Source organism: Methylibium sp. T29-B, from assembly GCF_000576225.1.
GTDB classification, from domain to species: domain Bacteria; phylum Pseudomonadota; class Gammaproteobacteria; order Burkholderiales; family Burkholderiaceae_C; genus Methylibium; species Methylibium petroleiphilum.
Map to the genome: position 1 here is coordinate 1 of NZ_AZSN01000052.1, position 24,567 is coordinate 24,567.

Sequence of the window (24,567 nt, forward strand, 5' to 3'; positions counted from 1 at the left end):
GCGGCGCCGCGACGGCGGGCGCCGCCGACGGCGCCGGCGAGATGACCGCGGGTGCAGATGCCGGCGCCGCGGCACGCGTGGCCGGCGGGTCGAACAGCATGGTGAACTCGCGCACCAGGCGCCCCGACGACCAGTTCAATTCGAGGATGACGTCGACGAAGGGCTCGCCGACCGGACGATCGCCGGTCAGTCGCAGGTAGGGTCGGCCATCGGCGCGCCGCTGCAGCGTCACGTTCGCCGCCGACAGCGCTGCGTTGTAGTCGACCCCGGCCGCACGGTAGGCGTCGGGCGACGCCACCTTCACCTTCAGGCTCGAAGCCTCTTCCGGAGTGAGCGCGGTGACGTCGATCTCGGCCCGGAGCGCCTCCCCGAGTGCGGACTGAACCGACAGACGCCCCAAGCCGAGCGCCGCCGCGTCGATCGGCATCCAGGCGCAAACCGCCAGCGCTGCAACAGCGACGGCGTTCAGTGTTCTGGGTGCACGAGCCTGCCCGACGCGGTTCTTTCGTTCTTTCAAGGCGCCTCCCAAATACGAAATCCAAGCGTCGCGCGATGCGACTCGTTGTCCGCCGGTGCCGAGGCGAAACGCCGGGCAAGCCGAGCTGAAATGACTGAAATCACAATAACATCAAGCAGATACGGTGACAAGCTCATGCTCCGCGTGACGTCTTCGTGACCGTGGCGACCTGCGCACCCGAGACGGCTTCGTTGTCACTCTGCAACGTCTCGGTCCTAGGCGGTGCGCTGCCGGTCGTTCAAGCCTGCAGCAGGATGCGCAGCATACGCCGCAGCGGCTCGGCCGCACCCCACAACAACTGGTCGCCGATCGTGAACGCGCCCAGGTATTCCGGGCCCATCGCCAACTTGCGAACGCGCCCGACCGGAATGCCGAGCGTGCCTGTCACGGCCACCGGTGTCAGGTCGCGGATCGTCGCCTCGCGCGTGTTCGGCACCAGCTTGACCCAGTCGTTGTCCTGGGCGATCAGGGCCTCCACATCGGCCAGCGGCACGTCCTTCTTCAGCTTGAAGGTCAACGCCTGGCTATGGCAGCGCATGGCGCCGACACGCACACAGAAGCCGTCTACCGGGATCGCCGGCGTGCCAAAGCCTTCGCCGATGCCGAGGATCTTGTTGGTCTCGGCGCCCGCCTTCCATTCCTCGCGGCTGACGCCTGCGCCGAGGTCCTTGTCGATCCACGGGATCAACGAGCCGCCCAGCGGCACGCCGAATTGCTGGGTCGCTTCGGCCGACAGGCCACGTTGCGTGTCGATGACCTGGCGGTCGATCTCGAGGATCGCGCTCTTCGGATCGTCGAGCAGCGCACGGACCGAGGCGTTCAGCGTGCCGAACTGCGTCAACAGTTCGCGCATGTGCTGTGCGCCGCCGCCCGAGGCCGCCTGGTAGGTCATCGAGCTCATCCACTCGACGAGACCCGCCTTGTACAGCGCACCCACGCCCATCAACATGCAGCTGACCGTGCAGTTGCCGCCGACCCAGTTGCGCCCTCCCTGGGCGAGCGCGTTCTCGATGACCCGCAGGTTCACCGGGTCGAGGATGATGACGGCATCGTCCTTCATGCGCAGTGTGGAGGCGGCATCGACCCAATGGCCCTTCCAGCCTGCGGCGCGCAGCTTGGGGAAGACCTCGGTGGTGTAGTCGCCACCCTGCGCCGTGATGATGATGTCGCAGCGCTTGAGCGCCGCGATGTCGTGCGCATCCTGCAGGCGCGTCTCGTTCTTCGCCATCGCTGGCGCCGCGCCGCCAGCGTTGCTGGTGCTGAAGAACAGCGGCTCGATGAGGTCGAAGTCGTGCTCGGCGACCATGCGATCCATCAGCACGGAACCTACCATGCCGCGCCAGCCGACCAATCCTACGAGTGCCATGTGATTGCCTTTCCAGTTCGAGAGTCCGGACCCCACTTGCCCGGCTCGTGTCGCCGGGGTCCAGGAAGGTGGGGCGAGACGAACCGGAGCCTGCTAGCTCTTGGTAATGGTTTTGCCGGTGATGGCGGCCACGACCGCATCACCCATCGCGCGCGTGCCCACCTTGGTGGTGCCCTCTGACCAGATGTCGGCCGTGCGCAGGCCCGCCGCGAGCACGGCATCCACGCCGCGCTCGATGCGAGCGGCGGCTTCGGGCTGGTTGAGGGAGAAGCGAAGCATCATGCAGCGGACAGGATTGTAGCGAGCGGATTCGCCACGCCCTTGCCCGCGATGTCGGGCGCGCTGCCGTGGCTGGGCTCATACAGGCCCTGGTTCTTTGCGTTCAGCGAGGCGCTGGGCAGCATGCCGATCGAGCCGGTCAGCATGGCAGCCTCGTCACTGAGGATGTCGCCGAACATGTTGCCGGTGACGATCACGTCGAAGGCCTTGGGCGCCTTGACCAGCTGCATCGCGGCGTTGTCGACATAGAGGTGATCGAGCTTCACGTCCGGGTACTGAGCGTGGACCTCGGTGACGATGTCCTTCCAGAACTGGAAGGTCTCCAGGACGTTGGCCTTGTCCACGCTGGTGAGCTTGCCGCCGCGCTTGCGGGCCGCCTGAAAAGCCACGTGGGCGATGCGCTCGACTTCAGGGCGGCTGTAGCGCATCGTGTCGTACGCCTCCTCGGCCCCAGGGAAGTGCCCATCGGGTGCACTGCGCCGGCCGCGCGGCTGGCCGAAGTAGATGTCGCCGGTCAGTTCGCGGATGATGAGGATGTCCAGGCCCGCCACCAGCTCGGGCTTCAGGCTCGACGCGTGCGTGAGCTGCGGGTAGCAGATGGCCGGGCGGAAGTTGGCGAAAAGCCCCAGGTGCTTGCGCAGCCCGAGGATGGCCTGCTCGGGCCGCAGCGGGCGGTCGAGCTTGTCGAACTTCCAGTCGCCGACGGCGCCGAACAGGATCGCGTCCGCGCTTTGGGCGAGCTGCAGCGTGCTCTCGGGCAGCGGATGACCCGCGGCCTCGTAGGCAGCGCCGCCCACCGGCGCAGCTTCCAGCTCGAAGCGCAGGTCCAGCACCTCCAGGACCCGGACCGCCTCGTCGACGATCTCGGGACCGATGCCGTCACCCGGCAACACGGCAATCTTCATGCTCTGCAATTCCTCTTGGTTCAGGAGGCCAGCGTGTTCGCCAGCCAGGGCTTGCGCAGCAGGCGCTCGGCCTCGTAGGCGCGGATCTTGTCCGCGTGGCGCAGCGTCAGGCCGATGTCATCCAGGCCGCCGAGCAGGCAGTGCCGACGGAACGGCTCGACGTCGAACGCCAGCTCGTCGCCGTCGGGCTTGACGACCACCTGGCGCTCCAGGTCGATCGTCAACTCGTAGCCCGGGAAGGCCGCCACCTCGTCGAACAGCCGCGCCACCTGCGCCTCGGGCAGCACGATGGGCAGCAGGCCGTTCTTGAAGCAGTTGTTGAAGAAGATGTCGGCGAAGCTCGGCGCGATCAGCGCGCGGAACCCGTACTGGTCGATGGCCCAGGGCGCGTGCTCGCGGCTGGAGCCGCAGCCGAAATTGCGGCGCGCCAGCAGCACCGAGGCGCCACGGTAGCGCGGCTGGTTCAGCACGAAGTCCGGGTTGGGTCGGCGCGACGCCGGATCCTGCCCCGGCTCGCCATGGTCGAGATAGCGCCATTCGTCGAACAGGTTCACGCCGAAGCCGCTGCGCTTGATCGACTTGAGAAACTGCTTGGGGATGATCGCGTCGGTGTCGACGTTCTCACGGTCGATCGGGGCGACCACGCCCCGGTGCAAACGGAAAGGCTGCATGGCTGTCGGTTTCAGGTGGAGGCGGTGACGGAAGCTCAGGCGGCAATGCGCCGGACGTCGACGAAATGCCCTTCCATCGCGGCGGCGGCGGCCATCGCGGGGCTCACGAGGTGCGTGCGGCCGCCGGCGCCCTGGCGACCCTCGAAGTTGCGGTTGCTGGTAGACGCGCACCGTTCTCCGGGCTCGAGGCGGTCGGCGTTCATCGCCAGGCACATCGAGCAGCCCGGCTCCCGCCATTCGAAGCCGGCCGCCTTGAACACCGCATCGAGCCCTTCGCGCTCGGCCTGCGCCTTGACCAGCCCGGAACCCGGCACGACCAGCGCCAGCTTCACGTTGCCGGCGATGCGCCCGCCGACGCGCCGCACCACCGCGGCGGCCTCGCGCAGGTCCTCAATGCGGGAGTTGGTACACGAGCCGATGAACACCTTGTCGATGCGGATGTCACCGATCGGCTTGTTCGGCTCGAGCGACATGTAGGTCAGCGCGCGCTCGATGGCGCCGCGCTTGCCAGCATCCTTCTCGCGGTCCGGATCGGGCACCCGGTCGTTGATCGAAAGCACCATCTCGGGCGAGGTGCCCCAGGTGACCTGCGGTGCGATCTGACCCGCATCGAGTTCGACCACGCGATCAAAGACGGCATCCTCGTCGGAATGCAGCGTGCGCCAGTAGGCGACCGCGTGCTCCCACTCCACACCTGACGGCGAGAACGGCCGCCCCTTCACGTACTGGATCGTCGTGTCGTCCACCGCGACCAGGCCAGCCCTCGCGCCGGCCTCGATGGCCATGTTGCACACCGTCATGCGGCCTTCCATGCTCAGCGCGCGAATCGCCGAGCCACCGAACTCGATGGTATGGCCGTTGCCGCCGGCCGTGCCGATGCGACCGATGATCGCCAGCACGATGTCCTTGGCGCTGCAGCCGGCCGGCAGCACGCCGTCCACCCGCACCAGCAGGTTCTTCGCCTTCTTGGCGAGCAGCGTCTGAGTCGCAAGCACGTGCTCGACCTCGCTGGTGCCGATGCCATGCGCCAGCGCACCGAAGGCGCCGTGGGTGCTGGTGTGCGAATCACCGCACACCACCGTCATGCCCGGCAGCGTGGCGCCCTGCTCCGGCCCGATCACGTGCACGATACCCTGGCGACGATCGTTCATCTTGAACTGCGTGATGCCGAAGCGGTCGCAGTTGGCGTCCAGCGTGTCGACCTGCAGGCGCGACACCGGGTCGGCGATGCCCCGGGATCGGTCGGTGGTCGGCACGTTGTGGTCGCTCACCGCCAGATTGGCCGAAAGTCGCCAGATCTTGCGGCCGGCGAGGTCCAAGCCTTCGAAGGCCTGCGGGCTCGTCACCTCGTGCACCAGGTGTCGGTCGATGTAGAGCACGGCGGTGCCGTCGTCCTCGGAGTGGACGACGTGTTCGTCCCACAGCTTGTCGTACAGAGTGCGTCCCATGGCCTCGATTTTAGGCGTCAACAACAAGAAACCCCGGCGCAGGGCCGGGGTTTCTCTGATTGGAGCGGACCGGCGTCAGGCGCGCTCGGCAATCGGCGTAACGTCGCGGGCCGTTGCACCGACGAACAACTGGCGTGGGCGGCCGATCTTGTACTCGGGGTCGCCGATCATCTCGTTGAGCTGCGCGATCCAGCCAACCGTGCGGGCCAATGCGAAGATGGCGGTGAACAGGCTCACCGGGATGCCGATGGCACGCTGGACGATGCCGGAGTAGAAGTCGACGTTCGGGTAGAGCTTGCGCGACACGAAGTAATCGTCTTCCAGCGCGATCTTCTCCAGTTCCATCGCCAGCTTGAACAGCGGATCGTTCTGCAGGCCCATCTCGGCGAGCACCTCGTGACAGGTCTCACGCATCAGCTTGGCGCGAGGGTCGTAGTTCTTGTAGACGCGGTGTCCGAAGCCCATCAGGCGCACGCCCGAGTTCTTGTCCTTCACCTGCTCGATGAACTTGCCGACCTTGGCCACGCCGCCCATCTTCTGGATGTCTTCCAGCATGTTCAGGCAGGCTTCGTTGGCCCCGCCGTGCGCCGGGCCCCACAGACAGGCCACGCCGGCCGCGATGGCGGCGAACGGGTTGGTGCCGGAGCTACCGCACAAACGCACAGTCGAGGTCGACGCGTTCTGCTCGTGGTCGGCGTGCAGGATGAAGATGCGGTCCATCGCGCGCACCAGCACATCGTTGGGCACGTACTCCTCACAGGGGGTACCGAACATCATCCGCATGAAGTTCGAGGTGTAGCTCAGATCGTTGCGCGGATAGATGTAGGGCTGGCCGATCGAATACTTGTAGGCCATCGCGACCAGCGTGGGCATCTTCGCGATCAGGCGGATCGCCGCGACCGCACGGTGCTCCGGGTTCTGCACGTCGGTGCTGTCGTGATAGAAGGCCGACAGTCCCCCCACCAGACCGGTCAGCACGGCCATCGGGTGGGCGTCCCGGCGGAAGCCGCGCAGGAAGAACTGCATCTGCTCGTTGACCATCGTGTGGCCGTTGACCGTCTTGACGAACTTCGCTTTCTCGGTGACGTTCGGCAGTTCGCCGTTGAGCAGCAGATAACAGGTTTCGAGGAAGTCGCAGTTCTCGGCCAGCTGTTCGATCGGGTAGCCGCGGTACAGCAGTTCACCCTTGTCGCCGTCGATGTAGGTGATGGCCGATTGGCAGGACGCCGTGCTCAGGAAGCCCGGGTCGTAGGTGAACTTGCCGGTCTGTGCGTAGAGCTTGCGGATGTCGATCACGTCCGGGCCCACGCTGCCCTTGTAGATCGGCAAATCCATGCTGGGGCTGCCGTCGGAGAACGACAGGGTGGCTTTCACGTCGGACGGTGTCATGGCAGTTCCTTGGCTAGAGACTTCGAAGGGAGACGAAACGGAGCGGGACAAGGGGCAAAGAGCGAGGGACGAAAGCGAAACAGAGCGCAGCGTGGTTTCAGGCGGGCCGCGGCGTGCGCAGTTGATCGAGCACCAGGCGAACCTCGGGGCGGTCGAGTTCAGCCTGGGGCTGCGTGCGCACCAGCAACAGGTCCAGCAGATCGTTGTCCGGCAGATCCATCAGCGCTTCCAGGCCCGTCGCTTGACGCTCGGTCAGCGTGGCCTCGTGCCGTGCGAAGAAGCGCTCGATGAACAGGTCGTTCTCGAGCAGGCCGCGGCGGCACCGCCAGCGCAGCTTGCTCAACGCAGCGGGGCTCAGCAGCGGATCATCGAGCACGTGGGCCATGCAGGTCTGCCGGGTCGGGTCAGACGGCGCGGCGCACCATCAATTCCTTGATCTTGCCGATCGCCTTGGTCGGGTTCAGGCCCTTCGGGCAGACGTCGACGCAGTTCATGATCGTGTGGCAACGGAACAGGCGATAGGGGTCCTCGAGGTTGTCGAGTCGCCCTGCGGTGTCCTGGTCACGGCTGTCGGCGATGAAGCGGTAGGCCTGGAGCAATCCGGCCGGGCCGACGAACTTGTCGGGGTTCCACCAGAAGCTCGGGCAGCTGGTCGAGCAGCTCGCGCACAGGATGCATTCGTACAGGCCGTTGAGCTCGTCGCGCTCCTCCGGCGACTGCAGACGTTCCTTCTCGGGCGGCACCTCTTCGTTGACGAGATAGGGCTTGATCGAGTTGTACTGCTTGAAGAACTGCGTCATGTCCACGATCAGGTCGCGGATTACCGGCAGCCCCGGCAGCGGCTTGAGCACCACGGTTCCCGGCAGCGTGCGCATGTTGGTCAGGCAGGCCAGACCGTTCTTGCCGTTGATGTTCATCGCGTCCGAGCCGCAAACACCCTCGCGGCACGAGCGACGGAAGCTCAGGCTCGGATCGACCGCTTTGAGCTTGTTCAACGCGTCCAGCAGCATGCGCTCGGAACCGTCGAGCTCGACCTCGAGCGTCTGCATATACGGCTTGGCGTCGGTGTCCGGGTCGTAGCGGTAAATCTGGAATGTGCGCTTGCTCATGTTTTCGCTTCCTGGGGCGCTTCGGACTGGGGTGATCAGAACGTGCGGACCTTGGGGGGGATCGACTCGACCGACATCGGCTTGAGGTTGACCGGCTTGTAGTCGAGCCGGTTGCCATCGCTGTACCAGAGGGTGTGCTTCATCCACACGGCATCGTTGCGGCCGTTCGGATGCTCGGGCGTGTCGCCGTAGTCGTTGACCGTGTGCGCGCCCCGGCTTTCCTTGCGGGCCGCGGCCGACACGATGGTGGCCTGCGCCGCCTCGATCAGGTTCTCGACTTCCAGCGCCTCGATGCGGGCGGTGTTGAAGACCTTGGACTTGTCCTTCAGCGCGATGCTCCGCACGCGCTCGGCCACCGCGGCCATCTTGGTCACGCCCTCGTCGAGCATCGCCTGGGTGCGGAACACGCCGGCGTGCTGCTGCATCGTCGTGCGGATGTCGTTGGCCACGTCCTGGGCGTACTCGCCGCTGCTGCTGCCGTCGAGGCGCGCCAGGCGTGCCAGCGTCCGATCGGCAGCATCGGCGGGCAGGGACTTGTGCAGCTTGTTCTTCTGATTGAACTCGACGATGTGGTTGCCCGCCGCGCGGCCGAACACCAGCAGGTCGAGCAACGAGTTCGTACCCAGCCGGTTGGCGCCGTGCACGCTGACGCAGGCGCACTCGCCGACCGCATAGAGCCGTTGACGATGTCGTTGGGCTTGCCGTTGTTCGGCACCACCACCTGGCCGTGAACGTTCGTCGGGATGCCACCCATCTGGTAGTGGATGGTCGGCACGACCGGGATCGGCTCCTTCGTGATGTCGACGTTCGCGAAGTTGTGGCCGATCTCGAACACGCTCGGCAGGCGCTTCATGATCGTCTCGCCGCCGAGGTGGGTCATGTCGAGCTGGATGTAGTCCTTGTTCGGACCGCAGCCGCGCCCCTCCTTGATCTCCTGGTCCATGCAGCGCGACACGAAGTCGCGCGGCGCCAGGTCCTTCAGCGTCGGCGCGTAGCGCTCCATGAAGCGCTCGCCGTTGCTGTTGCGCAGGATCGCGCCTTCGCCACGACAGCCTTCCGTCAGCAGCACGCCAGCGTTGTGCACCCCGGTCGGGTGGAACTGCCAGAACTCCATGTCCTCCAGAGGGATGCCGGCACGAGCCGCCATGCCCAGGCCGTCGCCGGTGTTGATGAAGGCGTTGGTGCTGGCCGCGAAGATGCGACCCGCCCCACCGGTGGCGAGCAGCACGGTCTTGCCTTGCAGCACGTGGACGTCACCGGTCTCCATCTCGAGCGCGGTGACGCCGACCACGTCGCCGTCAGCGTCGCGGATCAGGTCGAGCGCCATCCACTCGACGAAGAACTGCGTGCGCGCCTTGACGTTCTGCTGGTACAGCGTGTGCAGCATCGCGTGGCCGGTGCGGTCGGCCGCGGCGCAGGCGCGCTGCACCGGCTTCTCGCCGTAGTTCGCGGTGTGGCCGCCGAACGGGCGCTGGTAGATCGTGCCGTCCGGGTTGCGGTCGAACGGCATCCCGAAGTGCTCGAGCTCGTAGACGACCTTCGGCGCCTCGCGGCACATGAACTCGATCGCGTCCTGGTCGCCGAGCCAGTCGGAGCCCTTGACGGTGTCGAAGAAGTGGTAGTGCCAGTTGTCCTCGGACATGTTGCCGAGCGAGGCGCCGATGCCGCCTTGCGCCGCGACGGTGTGCGAGCGGGTCGGGAACACCTTGGACAGCACAGCCACGTTCAGGCCGGCACGAGCGAGTTGCAGCGAGGCGCGCATGCCGGAGCCACCGGCTCCGACGATGACGACGTCGAACTTGCGGGTCGGAAGCTTGGTTGTCATGGTGTCACAGCCTCCACAGCACTTGGATCGCCCAGCCGGCACAACCGACCAGCCACGAGATCGTCAACACCTGCAGCAGCAGGCGCACCCCGACCGGCTTGACGTAGTCCATCCAGATGTCGCGCACGCCGACCCAGGCGTGCCAGGCCAGCGACACGATGACGACGAAGGTCAGCACCTTCATCCACTGCGACGAGAAGATGCCGGCCCAGCGTTCGTAGCCCATCGGCGCGCCGAACAGCACCTGAGCGATCAGCACGATGGTGAAGACCGCCATCAGCGCGGCCGTGACGCGCTGGCTGAGCCAGTCGCGCAGACCGTAGTGCGCACCGACGACGATGCGCTTGGATCCGTAGTTCTGTGTCATGTTGATCGATCCGCGTTGCCTCAGATTTCTCGTTCTTCTCTTGTCAGTACCAGCCGAACAGCTTGCCCATCAGCGCCAGCGTCAGCAGCGTGCTCAGGCCCAGGGTGATCAGGGCCGAGCGGTGCCCCGCCTCCTTGCTGACGGCATGCGTCATGTCCATCCACAGATGGCGCACGCCGGCGATGAAGTGCAGCAGGTAGGCCCAGATCAGGGCCAGCGCCACCAGCTTGACGAACCAGCCCGGCACGAAGCCGATCCCGGCGACGAAGGCACTGGTGAAGGTCTCGTAGGAGATTTCGGAGCTCAGGCTGGTGTCGAACAGCCAGACGATGAAGGGCAGCAGCAGGAACATGATCGCGCCGCTGATACGGTGCAGGATCGACACGATGCCGGCGGGGGGCAGCCGGTAGCCGATGATCTGGCTGACGTGGATGTTGCGGTGGACCGGACGCGGCCGGCCTGCTTTCACGGTGGTCTCTGCCATACCCATTTACCTTGTTCTGGTCTGTGAAACTCGGCGAGTTTATTGCATTGTTGCATCGCAGCAGACGGATGCTCGCCGGCGAACATCCGACGCGCGATTCTGTTCCGTTCCGGTTCAGCTCAACTCGTTCCTATAGTGATGGAGCGTCGTGTCGTACAGCCCGCGGCGCAGTTCCACCGGCCGGTCCCCGTAGGTCAGCGTGCGCCGCTCCACGCTCAGCAGAGGTGCGCCGAGCGCCACCTGCAGCAACTCGGCCTCGACGGCCATCGCGGCCACCGCCCTCAGCTTTTCTTCGGCACGGATCATCCGAACACCGAATTCCGCTTCGAAGGTGGCGTACAACGCGCCGCGCGAATCGGCCAGCCGTTCGGCCGTGAGCCCCTGAACAGCGCGCCGTTGAGCCAAATGTCGTCCAGCACCACCGGGCGGCCGCCGAACGACAGCAGGCGCCTGACCTGGATCACCGTCTCGCCAGCCTTCAACTCCAGCGCACGCGCGACCTCGGCCGGCGCCCGGACGCGCCGACAATCGAGGAAGCGGCGCTCCACGGCGCCGACCTTGCCCTCTGCATCGGGAACCAGACGCAGGAAGCGGTACTGCACCTGCTGCTCCGCGTGGGTCGCGACGAAGGTCCCCTTGCCCTGGCGGCGAACAACCAGGTTCTCGGTGGCGAGTTCATCGATCGCCTTGCGCACCGTCCCCTGGCTGACCTTGTAGCGTGCCGCAAGTTCGATCTCGCTCGGAATAGCCTCGCCGGGGCGCCACTCGCCGCCCTGCAGGCTGCGCGTGATCAGCGCCTTGATCTGCTGATACAGCGGACTGAAGGCCGGCCCCGACACCTCGAGCGACGTGTCTTCCGCAGACAGGGGGGGAGGCAGCGCGTTGGCCATGCGGCGGATTGCATCACAGCGCGCCCCGGATCGTCCACAAAACCGATGAAAGATGTCTTATATAAGACATAAGATTCGGCGAATCCTGCGGCAGCAGCATCGATTGCTTCTACACTCGCAGTCGTGTGCCGGTCTTCGTCACGTCTTTGACGTACGCAACCCGGCCCCCCATCTCACGACCCTACCTCCGGAGCTTCGACATGAGCAAGAAACCCGTCCGCGTGGCCGTCACCGGTGCTGCTGGCCAGATCGGCTACGCCCTGCTGTTCCGCATCGCCTCCGGCGAGATGCTGGGCAAGGACCAGCCCGTGATCCTGCAGTTGCTCGAGATCCCGGACGAGAAGGCCCAGAAGGCGCTGAAGGGCGTGATGATGGAACTGGAAGACTGCGCCTTCCCGCTGCTGGCCGGCATGGAGGCCCACGGCGACCCCATGACCGCCTTCAAGGATGCCGACTACGCGCTGCTCGTCGGCTCGCGTCCGCGCGGCCCGGGCATGGAGCGTGCCGAGCTGCTGTCGATCAACGGCGCCATTTTTACCGCGCAGGGCAAGGCGCTGAACGCCGTGGCCTCACGCAACGTCAAGGTGCTGGTGGTCGGTAACCCGGCCAACACCAACGCCTACATCGCGATGAAGGCCGCACCCGACCTGCCGCGCAAGAACTTCACCGCGATGCTGCGCCTTGACCACAACCGCGCCGCCTCGCAGATTGCCGCCAAGACCGGCAAGCCGGTGTCGTCGATCAAGCAGCTGGCCGTGTGGGGCAACCATTCGCCCACGATGTATGCCGACTACCGCTTCGCCACCATCGATGGCGCCTCGGTGAAGGACATGATCAACGACCAGGTCTGGAACAAGGACGTGTTCCTGCCGACCGTCGGCAAGCGCGGCGCGGCGATCATCGAGGCTCGTGGTCTGTCGTCGGCGGCGTCGGCAGCCAATGCGGCAATCGACCACATGCGCGACTGGGCCCTGGGCACCAATGGCGCCTGGGTCACGATGGGCGTCCCGTCGAACGGCGAATACGGTATCCCGAAGGACGTGATGTTCGGCTTCCCGGTCACCTGCGCCAACGGCGAGTACAAGATCGTCGACGGCCTCGCGATCGACGCGTTCTCGCAGGAATGCATCAACAAGACCCTGGCCGAACTGCAGGGCGAACAGGACGGCGTCAAGCACCTGATCTGAGCCGGCCCGCAGCGCCGCCCCGAGAGGCCGATCCCGTTGCTCGGGTCGGCCTTTTTAATTCCGCCTCGCTGTTCCCGCATGGAGCCCTCGCGATGAGCCGCCCCCGCATCCACCCGCTGCAGGCGCTGTTCGGCGCCCACGAACACCGGCCGGATCTGCCGGTCTGCGACCACTACGCCGGCGTCGAGCCGCGCATGCGCAAGGCCCTGGCGCTGCAGGCTGACATGGCCGACACCGCGCTGTTCGACGTGACGCTCGACCTCGAGGACGGCGCCCCGGTCGGCGGCGAACCAGAGCACGCACGGCTCGCCGCGGAGTTGGTGTCGAGCGCCGCCAACCGCCACGGCCGCGTCGGGGTGCGTGTCCACCCCTACCCTCACCCGAGTTTCGCGGATGACGTGCGCAGCCTGCTGGCCGGCGCCGGCGAGCGGCTGGCCTACCTCATGATCCCGAAGGCGCAGGGCGTGGAAGAGCTGCGCGACGCCATCGCCGCCATCGAAGCGACCCGCCGCGAGCAGGGCCTGGCGCGCGCGGTCCCGGTGCATGCGCTGGTCGAAACGCACGGCGCGCTGCGCGACGTGCAGGCGATCGCGGCACTGCCGGCGATCGAATCCCTGTCCTTCGGGTTGATGGACTTCGTCTCGGCGCACCACGGCGCGATCCCTCCTTCGGCATGAGCCTGGCGGGGCAGTTCAGCCATCCGCTGGTGCTGCGTGCCAAGCTGGAGATCTCGGCTGCCTGCCACGCGGCCGGCAAGCTGCCCTCGCACTGCGTGGTCACCGAGTACAGCGACACGCAGGCCATCGCGCAGGCTGCCACGCGTGCGTCGCGCGAGCTGGGCTACGCGCGCATGTGGAGCATCCACCCCAACCAGATCCGACCCATCGTCGAGGCCTTCGCCCCGGTGCCGGCCGAGATCGAGGCGGCTCTCGACATCCTGCTGGCCGCCCAGGCCGCCGATTGGGCCCCGATCGCGCACCGCGGTCTGCTGCAAGACCGCGCGAGCTACCGCTACCACTGGCACGTGCTGGAGCGTGCCGCCCGCACCGGGCGCTCGCTGCCCGACACGGCGCGCTCGGCCTTCTTCGCCACCGCCGCGGTCTGAGCCACCCGCGGCCACACGGCGCGGCACTCAGTGCGCGCAGAGCGCCAGCACCATCGGCGTGGCGTACTCGCGGCCGACCACGGCGCGCGCATAGAGGTAGTTGTGACGAGCCTGCTCACTCAGCGCGTCGAGCTGCACGTGGCCCTGCGCGTCGCAGGGAAAGCTCAGCGCCCGGCCTTCCCTGAACAGCGACTGGAAGCGGATCTCGTAGCGGGTGACGGAGAGGGAGCTCATGCATCGGCCTCCTGCGGCTTCGACGCCCCGCGTCTCCCGGACCCTCCACCGCGTGGAGCCGACCGGCCTTGCGGACGCAGGGCTTCGTGTCTCCTCAACGCGCTCGCAGGAACAACGTTGACCCTCTCCAGAACGTAACGCAGCCGCGGGCGCCCACCCTGTCGAGTGGACGCCCGCGACACCGTCGTGCCCGGCGGCTGCCGGGTCGTTCGGGGATCAGCTCTTGGCCGGTTCGATGGTGAGCTGGTTGTCGACGCTCACCACGCCCTTGACCGCCATCGCGAGCTGGGTCGCACGTTCGCGCGAGGCGCTGTCCGGCGCCGTGCCGCGCAACGCCACCTTGCCGTCGGCGGTGTCGACATCGATCTTCAGCGCGCTCAGCTTCGGATCCTTCGCCAGTTCGGCATTGACCGTCGTGGTGATCATGGCGTCGCCGACCTTGTCGCCGACCTCGGCCGCCGCATTCTTGGTCGCCTGGGTGGCGTCCTGGGCGGCGCCCTTCACGGCGTTGGCAGCGTTGTCCATGCCGCGCTCGGCGCTGGCCTGCGCCTGATCGACCTTCTGCTCCATGCGCTGCTCGGACTGGGCCACGCCCGCGCCGCTGTCGGCCGGCGCCTGGGCCTGTTCGGTGTTGCGATTGCATCCGGCCAGCGCCAGGGCGGCCAGCAGCACGGTGGAAGCAGACATCGTGGTGAGGGTGCGTGAACTCATCTTCATCTCTATCTCCTTGAAAAGCGGGAGGGCATTGCCTGCAGCAGGGCCCGGACATCGCGAGGGGCCGAAGACACCGACTCGCGTCGTTGCGATGTAGACAGCTTAGGAACGGCGGGGCCCCCTCACCATCGGCGCTCACCGCGCAGTGTTGTCGGACGATTCCCACGCCCCCGCCGCGGCATCCCGCCACGGCGGCAGGGCGCCGCGCTAGCATCGCCGGCGGCCGCCCTGCCGGGGGCGCGACGCAGAACCTCTTCCCGGCCGAGGAGAAGCTGGTGGGCAAGACGCAAGACCGCGACCGATCGATCCGGCTGCTGCTCGCCGCGTGCGCGGCGGGCTGGGTGGGCAGCGCCGCTGCCGCAACCGAGGCGTGGCCGGTGGCCGGCCGGCAGGGGATCATCCGCTCGGTGATCGTGCCGGCCGACCTGGCCGGCCAGCGGGAGGCCTATCAGCCGCAGATCGACAGCCTGTGTGCCGGTGCCGAAACCTGCTTTCTCAACTTCTACACCAACACCACCGGCGCGCCTCTGGCGGTGCCGCTGCCGGATGCGATCGCAAACGAGCCCACCGCCATCCTGAGACGTTCGGCCAAGCAGGGGGTCGACGGCTTTCGCTGGAGCTGCCGCCTGAAGAAGCCCGAACCGGACTGCTACTAGGAAGAAAAGCAGGACCGGGCCCCTGCGGGCGGGGACGCGGGGCGCAGGCCCGACAATCGGGCATGTCTCTGCCCCTCTCGAAAGACGCCCCGTCCGGCGCACCTCCCCTGCCCTTCAGCCAGCTGCCGCTGGCGCCCGCCGTGCTGGCCAATCTGGAGCAGCTCGGCTACCACAGCATGACGCCGGTCCAGGCCGCCACACTGCCGATCGCACTGGCGGGCCGCGACCTGATCGCCCAGGCCAAGACCGGGAGCGGCAAGACGGCTGCCTTCGCCCTGGCCCTTCTGGCGCGGCTCGATCCGCGCCGCCTCGACGTGCAGAGCCTGGTGCTGTGCCCAACGCGCGAACTCGCCGACCAGGTGACGCAGGAACTGCGCCGCCTGGCTCGCAGTCAAGAGAACACCAAGATCCTCACGCTGTGCGGCGGCGCCACGATGCGCCCGCAACTGGCCAGCCTGCAGCACGGCGCGCACATCGTCGTCGGCACGCCAGGTCGCATCATCGACACCTGGAGCGCGGCAGCCTCGCGCTCGCCTCGCTGAACACACTGGTGCTCGACGAAGCCGACCGCATGCTCGACATGGGCTTCTTCGACGACATCGCTGCCGTCGCCCGCCATTGCCCACCGCAGCGCCAGACGCTGCTGTTCTCGGCCACCTACCCGGACGGCATCGCCCGGCTGAGCGCGCAGTTCCTGCGCCAGCCCGAGCATGTCCGGCTCGAATCGCAGCACGACGCAGGCAAGATCCGCCAGCGCTTCTACGAGGTGACGGAAGAGCAGCGCCTGCACGCGGTCGGACTGCTGCTCGACCACTTCCGCCCCGCCAGCACGCTGGCGTTCTGCAACACCAAACAGCAGTGTCGCGACCTGGTGGCCGTGCTGAGCGCGCAAGGCGTGCAGGCGCTGGCGCTGCACGGCGATCTGGAGCAGCGCGAACGGGACCAGGTGCTGATGCAGTTCGCGAACCGCAGCTGTTCGGTGCTGGTGGCCACCGACGTCGCCGCGCGCGGCCTCGATGTCGAACAACTCGAAGCGGTCGTCAACGTCGACATCTCGCCCGACCCGGAAGTGCACATCCACCGCATCGGCCGTACCGGCCGTGCCGATCAGGCCGGGTGGGCGCTCAGCCTGTCGACGCTCGACGAAATGCCCAGCGTGGCGAAGATCGATCAGTTACAGGACCGGGAATCGGAATGGCACCCGCTGAGCGAACTCACGCCGTCCGGCGCCGGGCCCCTGGTGCCTCCGATGGTCACGCTGCAGATTCTGGGCGGCCGCAAGGAGAAGATCCGTCCTGGCGACGTGCTGGGCGCGTTGACCGGCGACGCCGGCCTGGCCGCTGCCCAGATCGGCAAGATCAACGTCACCGAATTCTCGACCTACGTGGCCGTCGAGCGCAGCATCGCCAAGGAGGCGCTGCGCAAGCTCGACGGCGGCCGGGTCAAGGGCAAGAAGATCAAGGCACGCAGCCTTCAGGCATGAGCCCGGCGGGCGGACGGCGTCCGGACCGCGTCTTCAAAGCGACGGGTCGGCCTGGGCACGGGACGCAACGCATTCGATTCGGGATCGGACCGCTCGGCGGCCGACGTCGGCGGGTTCATCGCGACCAGGCGCATCATCTTGCTGTGCGGTGCGTCCCAGTAATCGGCCGAGTGCGGGACGAACTTCAACAGCACCAGGTAGGGTGATTCGGGGCCCTCGAGGAACCAGGGCTTCGCATAGGGCGTCCACAGTCGCTTCACGTGCTCCCGGTCGCGAACCACCTCGCCGTGACCGGAGATGGACACGTAGATCGAGTTCGCTTCGTTGGAGAAGCTGAGGTTCAGAGGGATCAGCCGCTCCGTCTTCTCCGAACGCACATCGGTGAAGAACCACAGCGCGCCGTCGCCGTCCATCTCCAGCGGCGTCATCGGCCGGCTCACCAGCGAACCGTCGCGTTCGACGCCGCTGAGCATCGCGATCGACATGCCGTCGATCAGGCTCGCCAATTGGTTCAGGTCGGCCGTTTCTTGTGTTTCGATGTTCATGGACCACTCCTTGCGTTGGGGTGCATTCATGGTCGCCCCGGGCCGGGGCGCGAACTATCGGCGAGGGCCGCTCCTGCGCGTCGGCCGCGTCCTACAGCGGCGGCCGACGGCAGGGGCCGCGTCACGTCAGGGCGTCGTCGTCAGTTCGGTCGCTGCTGGCGTGTCGTCGTCCGACTGAACCACGAGGGCCTTCACGTCGTCGGGTGTCGCGCTGGCCGGCAGGCTGAGCACCAACCAGTCGGCGTTGACGTTCAACGTCACCGGTGCATTGAAGATCACGTTCTTCGTGCCGGCGTTGGTGATGCGCATCTGGTAGGTACCGCCGGGCAGATCGACAGAGTCGGAGCCCGAGGCCGGACTCGCTGCCTTGTAGGCCACCGCCGGGAAGGTGGGCGACACGCCGGCCAGATCGGTGCCGGGTGCGTTGAGATAGACGTCGATGCTGCCGGCGTTGAACGAGGCATTGAACACGCGCACGCGGGCGTTGTCCGCGGTCAGGCCCTTGTTGTACGGGTCGTCGATCAGCACCATCTCGGTCACCGAAGAACTCGGCACCGCGAGCAGGCTGTACTTGTTGCCGCGCTTGGCATCGAAGGTGACCGCACCGACATCGAGCGAACCGGTCGATGTCTTCACCGACCAGGTCGCGTCGCCGGAATCGACGTCGAAGTACTTCGATGCGAACAGGTAGGGCACATCGGTCGCGTCGGACTGCGCGTTGGCGCCGCGGAACAGCGTGACGTCCGGGCCGGCCGGAATGGCATGGACGAACCGGACCTTCGGGTCGGCGATGTCGAGCCGGTCGTCGAGGTCGTCGTCGCCGCCACCGCAAGCGGCGAGCAGGGCGATGGGCGCGAGCGCCAGCAGGAACTTCATGGAATGCTTCATCGGTCTTGCCTCTCGAAGGGTTGCTGAGTGATCGCCCGGGCCTGGCGGCCGGTGAGGCGAGTCCGTCTTGCGAACCCTTGAAAGGTAGGAGCGAAGCCTGCGGGCTTCTGTCGGCCGATGCGGCGCCTGCACGTAGGGCGCCCCGCAAGAGAGTGTCGGACAACGCGCTTTGTCTTTTGACATGCTCCGCCGGACCGCGCGGCCGACGCAACGCTAGCGGTCAGGCGGTGGACACCGCGCCCTCAGTCGAGGAACACACTGCGCACGACACGCCACTCCTGCGGTCCCGTGCTGCTGCGCGAACACCCCAGGGCCTCGGGCTCGCCGGCGGGTGCGAGATCGCTGCGCGAGCGGTCGCCGGTCCCGGTGCCCATGTGGTAGCGATCCAGCCACACGCGCAGCCGGCGCGTGGGGTGCGTGTTCCTGACGAGAATCTGCACACCGTTTCGAGAGACACACTGCGCGGTGAAGTCTTCGACGAAGGCCACGTAGGCCCTCGCGTCTTCCTCCGCGCCCGCCGTGCCGGGCAGCGCGGTGCCGCACAGCGCCAGCACGATAGCCCATCCTGCGGTGAGTCGCTCACGTCGCACGTTGCTGCTCCTGTATGGATGACCGGCCTTGATGTCGACCGCCGCAAATGATGACACGCGCCGCGCACTCAAGCGGACGCAGCGGATCAACGCTTCAGCTTGCGGTAGGCGCGGTCCGCTTCCGGCCCGCGATCGGTGTCCTTCAAACCGCGAGCCAGATCGCGATGGGCCTGCCGCATGCTCTCGCTGGGCTCGCCGCCGGTCATGTCGCTGGATTCGTCGCGTTCGTGTGGCAGCGATGGACGCGGGCTCGGCTTCGGCGCGGGCGGGCCGGGACCGGGAGGAGGATGCGGCGCGTGTGCTCATGGGACTCTCCTTGCTCGAGGGGACGCCTTGCGCTCAGCCTGGCGCACGGCGATAGCGACGCGTCAGCTCGGTGCTGACGACGCAGACGGTCAGCCAGGCCAGGCCGGAAGCGAAGCCGGCCAGCACGTCGCTGGCGAAATGCACCTGCAGGAAGATGCGGCTGCATCCGGTCGTGAAGGCGATCGCGGTGGCCAGAAGCAGCGCCGGCAGATGCCACACCGGCGGCAGGCGCCGCATCGCGACGTAGGCGAGCATGCCGTAAGCGACTACCGCACCGGAGCTGTGGCCACTGGGGAAGCTCCACCCCAGTTCGTGCACCAGGCCGTGTTCGTGCAGTGGCCGCACGCGCTCGACGATGCCCTTCAGGGTGGTGTTCAGGACGCCGTTGCCGGCGATCGCGATCACCCAGGCCAGCGCCAGCCAGCGTTTGCGGACGACCCACAGCCACACCGCCACCACGGTGCAAAGCACGGAGAGCGTCGCCGTGTCGCCGAAGCGGGTCAGAAGCGAGAAGACCCGCAGGGTCGCGAGCGAGACGCTGTCCCGCAGCGTGTCGGAAAAGGCCGTGTCGAGCATCCCCAATTCCTCGTCGATGCCGATCTCGTCAGCCGTGCCGGCGAAGATGGCGGCGGACACCACGACGATCACGAAGCCCAGGCCGAGGTTCAGCGCCAGGAAGCCGCTCGGCGGCAACGGGCTCTCCAGCCGCGGCAGCACATGGCGCCGTGTCAGCCACCAGGCCGAGGCGACGAACAACAGCAGGCAAGCCAGCGCAAACACGAAGCTGGGTACGGCCCGCTCGCCCACCGCGGTGACCAGTGCGAGAACGCGGGCCTCATCCATCGCTGCCAACCTCGAAGCCGAGGCGGTGCATCGACACCGGTTCGAAACGCTGCGACGCCGCGCGGTAATCCCAGCGCTCGACCAGCGCCTCGCGGCGCGGCCCCACACGGCCTCGCGAACGGACCAGGTTGACCGAGTTGCCGGCCTCGTCACGCACCCGCCGCGACACCGCGGTGCCCGCCTGCACCGCCCACAGTGGTCGCGCCAGCGCCTCGAAGCGCTCGTGCAGCGGCAGCACGAAGGGCAGATGGATGTGGCCGCCGAGCACCAGGTCCGCCCCGGCCTGAGACCAGGCGCGCGCCGCCTCGGCGCCGCGGTGCAATCGGTTCGGTTCGTCCTCCTCGCGCGTCACCGCCAGCGGCTGGTGCACGACCACCACCCGCAGTTGGCCCGGTTGCGCGGCGTGCAGCTGCGCCGCCACGCGCTCCACCTGCGCGTCCGACACCTCGCCATCCTTGTGGCGCCAGGGCCGGGTGGTGTTGACGGTGAGCAGCAGCAGGTCGGGCCACGCGGCCATCGGTTCGAGCTCGGCACCGAAAGCCTGGCGGTGGTTGGCATACGGCGCGAACAGCCGGGCGAGCGGGTTGAACAGCGGGATGTCGTGGTTGCCGGGGATCACCAGCGTGACCGGGGTACCCAGGCGATCGACGAAGGCCCGCGCCGCACGGAACTGCGCGCGGCTGGCCCGTTGGGTGATGTCGCCCGACAGCACGGCCACGTCGGGCGCCTGCTCGCGCACCAGCTGCAGCAGCGCCTCGACCACCGCGGGCTGCTCGGTGCCGAAGTGCGGATCGGAGATCTGGATCGCCAGGGTCATTGCGGCTCCGGCTTGAGCAACCACAGCGGCTGCGGAGCGACTCGGAACACCAGTGGCGTGGCCAGCCAGGCGATCTCGCCGTCGGTCGCCACCTTGATACGCCGCCCCGCGCGGCCCCGCAGCGCCGGCTGCACCGTGATCCGCGCGAACGGGAAGCTCGACACCTTGTCGGCGTCCCCGAGCTGACCGAACGCGCCCCGCAGCAGCAGCCACAGCATCTCGAGCCGGCCCACAGGCCGCAGCGCGATCGCCGCGAGCCGGCCCTGTTCGAGCAGCGGCGCCTCGCGGATGCCGATCTGCTCGAGCTGCAGGCGGTTGTTGCCGATGAACAGCGTCGACGTTCGCAGCTCGCAGGCCTGCAGATCGCCGTCCTGCTCGAGATGGAGGCGCAACCGCCGGTGCCCGCGCAGCAGCGTCATGACGCCCGACCACAACGCCACCAGGCGGCTGCGTCCGTACTGCTGCTTGTAGGCCTCGCGGTCCTCGAGCAGCTTCGGGTAGAGCCCGAGGCTGGCGTTCACGAGGAACACGCGGTCGTTGACCAGCCCCACCTGCACCGGCTGCGCCTCGGCCGTCAGCAGCAATCGGGTGCCCTCTTCCGTCGTGGCCGGCAGCCCGTGGGTGCGACTGAAGTAGTTGAAGGTGCCCTGCGGCAGCACCCCGAAGGCGCAGCCGCTGCCCAGAACCGCCTGTGCCACCGCATTGATCGTGCCGTCGCCACCGGCGGCGACCACGATGCCGCCACGCGCACGCGCGCGACCGACCACATTGCGCGCGATGTCGTGCAGCCGCGCCGGCTCGTCGACCACCGTCAGTTCGTGCTCCCGCCCCGCCTCGCTCAGCACACGCTCGATCGTCGCGCGCGTGGCGTTGGCGTCGTCGCTGCCGGAACCGACGTTGAGCACCACGAAGATCGGCGCGTCGGAGTCGGGCTCGGGAGGGTCGGTAGGCATGGTCGGTGGGCGTGCGGCACGAAGACCGCATCAGACCATGCACCCCGGCCGCAAGCCATAGTCCGCGGACCGACCGCACGGTAGGAACTTGCCTACGCTCGTACTCCGGACATCCACTCGACGAGGCGGGCGCGCCGACGCCGGCGCGCGGGCCCCTAGCGTCGGGCCTTGCCGGAACCGAACAGGCCGCGCAGCAGGCCGGGCTCCGAACGGGCGGCCGGGTTGGTGCGAGTGACCATCAGGCTGGAGGTCAGGTAGAGCGCATTGAGCAGGCGCGCGGCCCGCTCGACGTTCATGCCGGGGAAGCGCGCTACGTCGCGCATCGAGACCGATTCCTTGCGCAGTCGCTCGATGGCCGAGCCGAGGGCGCCCGGCGCATTCAGGTTCTCGATCGCCGAGCGATCGACCACGCGGTAGGCTGCCGTGCCGCCGATCTCGCTGAGCAGGGTGCGTCGCGGACCGTTCAGAGCCATGGTCCAGAGCAGCGGAGCCAGGGGGCGGTAGCAATCCGCCTGACCCACCCGCTCATGCATCCAGTGACCCGGTGGCCTCACGCCCGGCGGCTCGACGGTCAGCACGCGCAGCTCGGCCAAGCCCTCTGCAGACGCGCCGGTCATGTCGCGCGGCGAGTGGTAGAGGCGCTCGTCGGGGAACACGGTGATGGGCCACACCAGCTGCTCGTGCTGCAGGCAGAGCAATGCCGGCTCCCGGTGCCGTATGCAGGCGGCGATCACCTCGAGGATGTCGCCCTCCTGCAGGTCCTCCTCGATCTGCCGCAGGTCAGCCATCAGCGTGCTGGGCAGCAGCGTCGGCCCGCCCGCCAGACGCATGAAGCCGCTGGTGCCGGTTTCCGCCCGCACGCGCTCGAACGCACTGATGCGCCACAACGTGGACGCCGCAAAGTCACGCATCGCTTCCCGCATCACTCTCTCCCTGAACTGCTGGCCGGTGGCCTATGAATACATCATGAACGACGATGGCGACAAGTCGTCGCTGCGGCGGACCCCGCAATCGAGGGGAATTGTGGTCCGGGGCAGCCCCACCGGCGGGCTCACGCCAACACCTCTGCGGCGTCCTCTGCCTCTTCGCCCAGGAAGCCCCCACTCTGGTGCGTCCACAATCGCGCATACAGCCCACCTCGCGCGAGCAGGCTGCGGTGGTCGCCCTGCTCGACGATGCGGCCGCGGTCCAGCACGACCAGCCGGTCCATCGCCGCGATCGTGCTGAGCCGGTGGGCGATGGCGACAACCGTCTTGCCCTCCATCAGCCGGTACAGGCTGGCCTGGATGGCCGCCTCGACCTCCGAGTCGAGCGCGCTGGTGGCCTCGTCGAGCAGCAGGATCGGTGCGTCCTTCAGCATCACGCGCGCGATCGCGATGCGCTGCCGCTGGCCGCCCGAGAGCTTGACGCCGCGTTCGCCAACATGGGCGTCGTACCCGGTCCGTTGCTTCGGGTCGGTCAGGCCCTGGATGAACTCGTGTGCCTCGGCCCGTCGGGCGGCGAGCACCATGTCGGCATCGGTCGCGTCGGGCCGGCCGTAGAGGATGTTGTCCCGCACCGAGCGGTGCAGCAGCGAGGTGTCCTGCGTGACCATGCCGACCTGCTCGCGCAGGCTGTTCTGTGTCACCCCGGCGATGTCCTGGCCGTCGATCAGCACGCGGCCTCGTTCGATGTCGTAGAAGCGCAGCAGCAGGTTGATGAGGGTGGACTTGCCGGCACCGGACCGGCCGACCAAGCCGATCTTCTCGCCCGCCCGGATGTCCAGCGACAGGTTCTCCACCACCATCCGCTCGCCGCCGTAGCCGAAGCTCACGTCCTCGAAACGGATCTCGCCGCGGCTTACCTGCAGCGGCCGTGCGTCCGCCCGGTCGACCACCGCATGGGGTCGCGACAACGTGTTCATGCCGTCCTGAACCGTGCCGATGTGCTCGAACAGCGCCGCCATCTCCCACATCACCCAGTGCGAGATGCCGTTGAGCCGCAGCGACATCGCGGTCGCCGCCGCCAGCGCGCCCACCCCCACCTGCCCTTGCGTCCAGAGCCACAGCGTCGCACCGGCCGTGCTCAGGATCAGCAGCATGCTCAGCGAGTGGTTGACGATCTCGAAGCCGGTGACCAGCCGCATCTGCGCCTGCACGGTCTGCAGGAACTCCTGCATCGCGCCGCGTGCGTAGCCGGCCTCCCGCCCGGCATGCGAGAACAGCTTGACGGTGGCGATGTTCGTGTAGGCATCGGTGATGCGCCCGGTCATCAGCGAGCGCGCATCGGCCTGCGACTGCGCCACACGCGCCAGCCGGGGCACGAAATGCCGCAGAGCCAGCGTGTAGAGCGCCACCCAGCCCAGGAAGGGCAGCAGCAGCCATGCATCGAAGCCGCCCAGCACCAGCAGCAGCGTGACGAAGTAGATCACCACGAACACCAGCAGCTCGGCCAGGATCATCCAGGTGTCGCGCACCGCCAGCGCCGTCTGCATCACCTTGGTGGCCACCCGGCCGGCGAACTCGTCCTGGTAGAAGCCCATGCTCTGGCCGAGCATCAGCCGGTGGAAGTTCCAGCGCAGCAGCATCGGGAAGTTGCCGGCCAGCGCCTGCTGCTTGATCAGCGATTGCAGCGCGATCAGCAGCGTGCTACCCGCCAGCACCGCCGCCAGCAGCATCAGTGTGCCGCCCTGCTCGGCCCACAGACGCGCGGGCGCCACCGCGGCCAACCAGTCGACGATGCGGCCGAGCATGCTGAACAGCAGTGCCTCGAACGCCCCGATGCCGGCGGTCAACAAGGTCATCGCCAGCAGCCAGGGCCGCAGCCCGCGCGTGCTGTGCCACAGGAAAGGCAGCAGCCCCTTGGGCGGCGGCGTGGGCGCCGCGTCTGGGTAAGGATGGAGCAGCTTCTCGAACGCGCCGAACACGCAGGGTCTCCGTGGTGGATGGGGCCCGCACCGGAGCCAGGCGGCGAGGTTAGCCGATGGCAATGGCCCTGCCCCCATGCCAGCGTCGACA

General features: G+C 67.6%; 22 protein-coding genes and 5 pseudogenes. 4 read left to right on the forward strand and 23 right to left on the reverse strand.

Annotation, left to right across the window (positions count from 1 at the left end; translation table 11 throughout):
- The 13 genes and pseudogenes from Y694_RS10440 to Y694_RS10495 form a co-directional block, all read right to left on the reverse strand.
- On the reverse strand, window positions 1-427 hold a 427-nt coding region (locus Y694_RS10440), incomplete at its 3' end, for a hypothetical protein (protein ID WP_036232177.1).
- 328 nt (window positions 428-755) lie between these two features.
- Complete coding sequence (gene asd, locus Y694_RS10445) at window positions 756-1,883, reverse strand: aspartate-semialdehyde dehydrogenase (protein WP_036232179.1); 1,128 nt, start codon at window positions 1,881-1,883, stop codon at window positions 756-758.
- Window positions 1,884-1,976: 93 nt separating this feature from the next.
- Window positions 1,977-3,067: pseudogene (gene leuB, locus Y694_RS10450) on the reverse strand (3-isopropylmalate dehydrogenase).
- 20 nt (window positions 3,068-3,087) lie between these two features.
- A complete protein-coding gene (leuD, locus tag Y694_RS10455) occupies window positions 3,088-3,738 on the reverse strand; it encodes a 3-isopropylmalate dehydratase small subunit (RefSeq protein ID WP_011829756.1) in 651 nt (216 codons plus the stop codon).
- A gap of 35 nt (window positions 3,739-3,773) precedes the next feature.
- Window positions 3,774-5,186 (reverse strand): 3-isopropylmalate dehydratase large subunit, encoded by a 1,413-nt coding sequence (gene leuC / locus Y694_RS10460; protein WP_036232181.1) that lies wholly within the window; start codon window positions 5,184-5,186, stop codon window positions 3,774-3,776.
- A 75-nt stretch (window positions 5,187-5,261) separates the two neighbouring features.
- Window positions 5,262-6,575 (reverse strand): citrate synthase, encoded by a 1,314-nt coding sequence (locus tag Y694_RS10465; protein ID WP_036232183.1) that lies wholly within the window; start codon window positions 6,573-6,575, stop codon window positions 5,262-5,264.
- A 97-nt stretch (window positions 6,576-6,672) separates the two neighbouring features.
- Entirely contained in the window at window positions 6,673-6,960 is a 288-nt protein-coding gene (locus Y694_RS10470) for a succinate dehydrogenase assembly factor 2 (protein ID WP_011829759.1), read from the reverse strand.
- A gap of 19 nt (window positions 6,961-6,979) precedes the next feature.
- The gene (locus Y694_RS10475; RefSeq protein ID WP_011829760.1) at window positions 6,980-7,684 is read right to left on the reverse strand and encodes a succinate dehydrogenase iron-sulfur subunit; all 705 of its coding nucleotides are present in this window, start codon (window positions 7,682-7,684) and stop codon (window positions 6,980-6,982) included.
- A gap of 35 nt (window positions 7,685-7,719) precedes the next feature.
- On the reverse strand, window positions 7,720-8,109 hold the full coding sequence (locus Y694_RS27145; RefSeq protein WP_409072477.1) for a hypothetical protein: 390 nt from the start codon (window positions 8,107-8,109) through the stop codon (window positions 7,720-7,722).
- 258 nt (window positions 8,110-8,367) lie between these two features.
- Window positions 8,368-9,509: pseudogene (locus Y694_RS27150) on the reverse strand (FAD-dependent oxidoreductase); the annotation flags it as partial.
- Window positions 9,510-9,513: 4 nt separating this feature from the next.
- Window positions 9,514-9,876: a succinate dehydrogenase, hydrophobic membrane anchor protein gene (gene sdhD, locus Y694_RS10485; RefSeq protein ID WP_036232185.1), complete on the reverse strand. Its 363-nt coding sequence runs from the start codon at window positions 9,874-9,876 to the stop codon at window positions 9,514-9,516.
- 43 nt (window positions 9,877-9,919) lie between these two features.
- On the reverse strand, window positions 9,920-10,360 hold the full coding sequence (gene sdhC, locus Y694_RS10490; protein WP_036232187.1) for a succinate dehydrogenase, cytochrome b556 subunit: 441 nt from the start codon (window positions 10,358-10,360) through the stop codon (window positions 9,920-9,922).
- 114 nt (window positions 10,361-10,474) lie between these two features.
- A pseudogene (locus Y694_RS10495) lies at window positions 10,475-11,250 on the reverse strand (GntR family transcriptional regulator).
- 200 nt (window positions 11,251-11,450) lie between these two features.
- Between Y694_RS10495 and Y694_RS10500 the strand changes: the two are divergent.
- Window positions 11,451-12,437, forward strand: a complete 987-nt coding sequence (locus Y694_RS10500; RefSeq protein WP_011829765.1) for a malate dehydrogenase — start codon at window positions 11,451-11,453, stop codon at window positions 12,435-12,437.
- Between the two features lie 92 nt (window positions 12,438-12,529).
- Window positions 12,530-13,542, forward strand: a pseudogene (locus tag Y694_RS10505) (HpcH/HpaI aldolase/citrate lyase family protein).
- Between the two features lie 27 nt (window positions 13,543-13,569).
- Here Y694_RS10505 and Y694_RS10510 read toward each other — a convergent pair.
- Window positions 13,570-13,776 carry a hypothetical protein gene (locus Y694_RS10510; protein ID WP_036232189.1) on the reverse strand — a complete coding sequence of 69 codons (207 nt, stop codon included), beginning with the start codon at window positions 13,774-13,776 and terminating at the stop codon, window positions 13,570-13,572.
- A 216-nt stretch (window positions 13,777-13,992) separates the two neighbouring features.
- Window positions 13,993-14,487 (reverse strand): BON domain-containing protein, encoded by a 495-nt coding sequence (locus tag Y694_RS10515; RefSeq protein WP_036232201.1) that lies wholly within the window; start codon window positions 14,485-14,487, stop codon window positions 13,993-13,995.
- A gap of 278 nt (window positions 14,488-14,765) precedes the next feature.
- Here Y694_RS10515 and Y694_RS10520 point away from each other — a divergent pair, with 278 nt between their 5' ends.
- Together Y694_RS10520 and dbpA are read left to right on the forward strand one after the other, a co-directional pair.
- Window positions 14,766-15,146 carry a hypothetical protein gene (locus tag Y694_RS10520; RefSeq protein WP_051495695.1) on the forward strand — a complete coding sequence of 127 codons (381 nt, stop codon included), beginning with the start codon at window positions 14,766-14,768 and terminating at the stop codon, window positions 15,144-15,146.
- A gap of 62 nt (window positions 15,147-15,208) precedes the next feature.
- Window positions 15,209-16,629: pseudogene (gene dbpA, locus Y694_RS10525) on the forward strand (ATP-dependent RNA helicase DbpA).
- On the opposite strand, the gene Y694_RS10530 reads toward dbpA, so the two are convergent.
- From Y694_RS10530 to Y694_RS10565, 8 genes are all read right to left on the reverse strand, one after another.
- Entirely contained in the window at window positions 16,620-17,174 is a 555-nt protein-coding gene (locus tag Y694_RS10530) for a pyridoxamine 5'-phosphate oxidase family protein (protein ID WP_231497627.1), read from the reverse strand. The pseudogene dbpA and the gene Y694_RS10530 overlap by 10 nt on opposite strands.
- A 126-nt stretch (window positions 17,175-17,300) precedes the next feature.
- Entirely contained in the window at window positions 17,301-18,062 is a 762-nt protein-coding gene (locus Y694_RS10535; RefSeq protein ID WP_011829772.1) for a DUF4397 domain-containing protein, read from the reverse strand.
- 242 nt (window positions 18,063-18,304) lie between these two features.
- Window positions 18,305-18,616, reverse strand: coding sequence for a hypothetical protein (locus Y694_RS10540; RefSeq protein ID WP_231497628.1), 312 nt, complete (start codon window positions 18,614-18,616; stop codon window positions 18,305-18,307).
- A 375-nt stretch (window positions 18,617-18,991) separates the two neighbouring features.
- Window positions 18,992-19,801 carry a phosphatase PAP2 family protein gene (locus Y694_RS10545; protein ID WP_036232192.1) on the reverse strand — a complete coding sequence of 270 codons (810 nt, stop codon included), beginning with the start codon at window positions 19,799-19,801 and terminating at the stop codon, window positions 18,992-18,994.
- The gene (locus tag Y694_RS10550; protein WP_036232194.1) at window positions 19,794-20,618 is read right to left on the reverse strand and encodes a metallophosphoesterase; all 825 of its coding nucleotides are present in this window, start codon (window positions 20,616-20,618) and stop codon (window positions 19,794-19,796) included. The genes Y694_RS10545 and Y694_RS10550 overlap by 8 nt, the downstream gene beginning before the upstream one ends.
- On the reverse strand, window positions 20,615-21,571 hold the full coding sequence (locus tag Y694_RS10555; RefSeq protein WP_036232195.1) for a diacylglycerol kinase family protein: 957 nt from the start codon (window positions 21,569-21,571) through the stop codon (window positions 20,615-20,617). Before Y694_RS10555 ends, Y694_RS10550 begins: the two co-directional genes overlap by 4 nt.
- 155 nt (window positions 21,572-21,726) lie before the next feature.
- Window positions 21,727-22,494 carry a hypothetical protein gene (locus tag Y694_RS10560; protein ID WP_011829777.1) on the reverse strand — a complete coding sequence of 256 codons (768 nt, stop codon included), beginning with the start codon at window positions 22,492-22,494 and terminating at the stop codon, window positions 21,727-21,729.
- Window positions 22,495-22,622: 128 nt separating this feature from the next.
- The gene (locus Y694_RS10565; protein ID WP_036232198.1) at window positions 22,623-24,476 is read right to left on the reverse strand and encodes an ABC transporter ATP-binding protein; all 1,854 of its coding nucleotides are present in this window, start codon (window positions 24,474-24,476) and stop codon (window positions 22,623-22,625) included.
- Window positions 24,477-24,567 lie beyond the last annotated feature (91 nt).

Coding starts and splice junctions, on each gene's coding strand:
- asd (WP_036232179.1), bottom strand. CDS start 1,883: ATGGCACTCGTAGGATTGGTCGGCTGGCGCGGCATGGTAGGTTCCGTG.
- leuD (WP_011829756.1), bottom strand. CDS start 3,738: ATGCAGCCTTTCCGTTTGCACCGGGGCGTGGTCGCCCCGATCGACCGT.
- leuC (WP_036232181.1), bottom strand. CDS start 5,186: ATGGGACGCACTCTGTACGACAAGCTGTGGGACGAACACGTCGTCCAC.
- Y694_RS10465 (WP_036232183.1), bottom strand. CDS start 6,575: ATGACACCGTCCGACGTGAAAGCCACCCTGTCGTTCTCCGACGGCAGC.
- Y694_RS10470 (WP_011829759.1), bottom strand. CDS start 6,960: ATGGCCCACGTGCTCGATGATCCGCTGCTGAGCCCCGCTGCGTTGAGC.
- Y694_RS10475 (WP_011829760.1), bottom strand. CDS start 7,684: ATGAGCAAGCGCACATTCCAGATTTACCGCTACGACCCGGACACCGAC.
- Y694_RS27145 (WP_409072477.1), bottom strand. CDS start 8,109: ATGCAGCAGCACGCCGGCGTGTTCCGCACCCAGGCGATGCTCGACGAG.
- sdhD (WP_036232185.1), bottom strand. CDS start 9,876: ATGACACAGAACTACGGATCCAAGCGCATCGTCGTCGGTGCGCACTAC.
- sdhC (WP_036232187.1), bottom strand. CDS start 10,360: ATGGCAGAGACCACCGTGAAAGCAGGCCGGCCGCGTCCGGTCCACCGC.
- Y694_RS10500 (WP_011829765.1), top strand. CDS start 11,451: ATGAGCAAGAAACCCGTCCGCGTGGCCGTCACCGGTGCTGCTGGCCAG.
- Y694_RS10510 (WP_036232189.1), bottom strand. CDS start 13,776: ATGAGCTCCCTCTCCGTCACCCGCTACGAGATCCGCTTCCAGTCGCTG.
- Y694_RS10515 (WP_036232201.1), bottom strand. CDS start 14,487: ATGAGTTCACGCACCCTCACCACGATGTCTGCTTCCACCGTGCTGCTG.
- Y694_RS10530 (WP_231497627.1), bottom strand. CDS start 17,174: ATGAACATCGAAACACAAGAAACGGCCGACCTGAACCAATTGGCGAGC.
- Y694_RS10535 (WP_011829772.1), bottom strand. CDS start 18,062: ATGAAGCATTCCATGAAGTTCCTGCTGGCGCTCGCGCCCATCGCCCTG.
- Y694_RS10545 (WP_036232192.1), bottom strand. CDS start 19,801: ATGGATGAGGCCCGCGTTCTCGCACTGGTCACCGCGGTGGGCGAGCGG.
- Y694_RS10550 (WP_036232194.1), bottom strand. CDS start 20,618: ATGACCCTGGCGATCCAGATCTCCGATCCGCACTTCGGCACCGAGCAG.
- Y694_RS10555 (WP_036232195.1), bottom strand. CDS start 21,571: ATGCCTACCGACCCTCCCGAGCCCGACTCCGACGCGCCGATCTTCGTG.
- Y694_RS10560 (WP_011829777.1), bottom strand. CDS start 22,494: ATGCGGGAAGCGATGCGTGACTTTGCGGCGTCCACGTTGTGGCGCATC.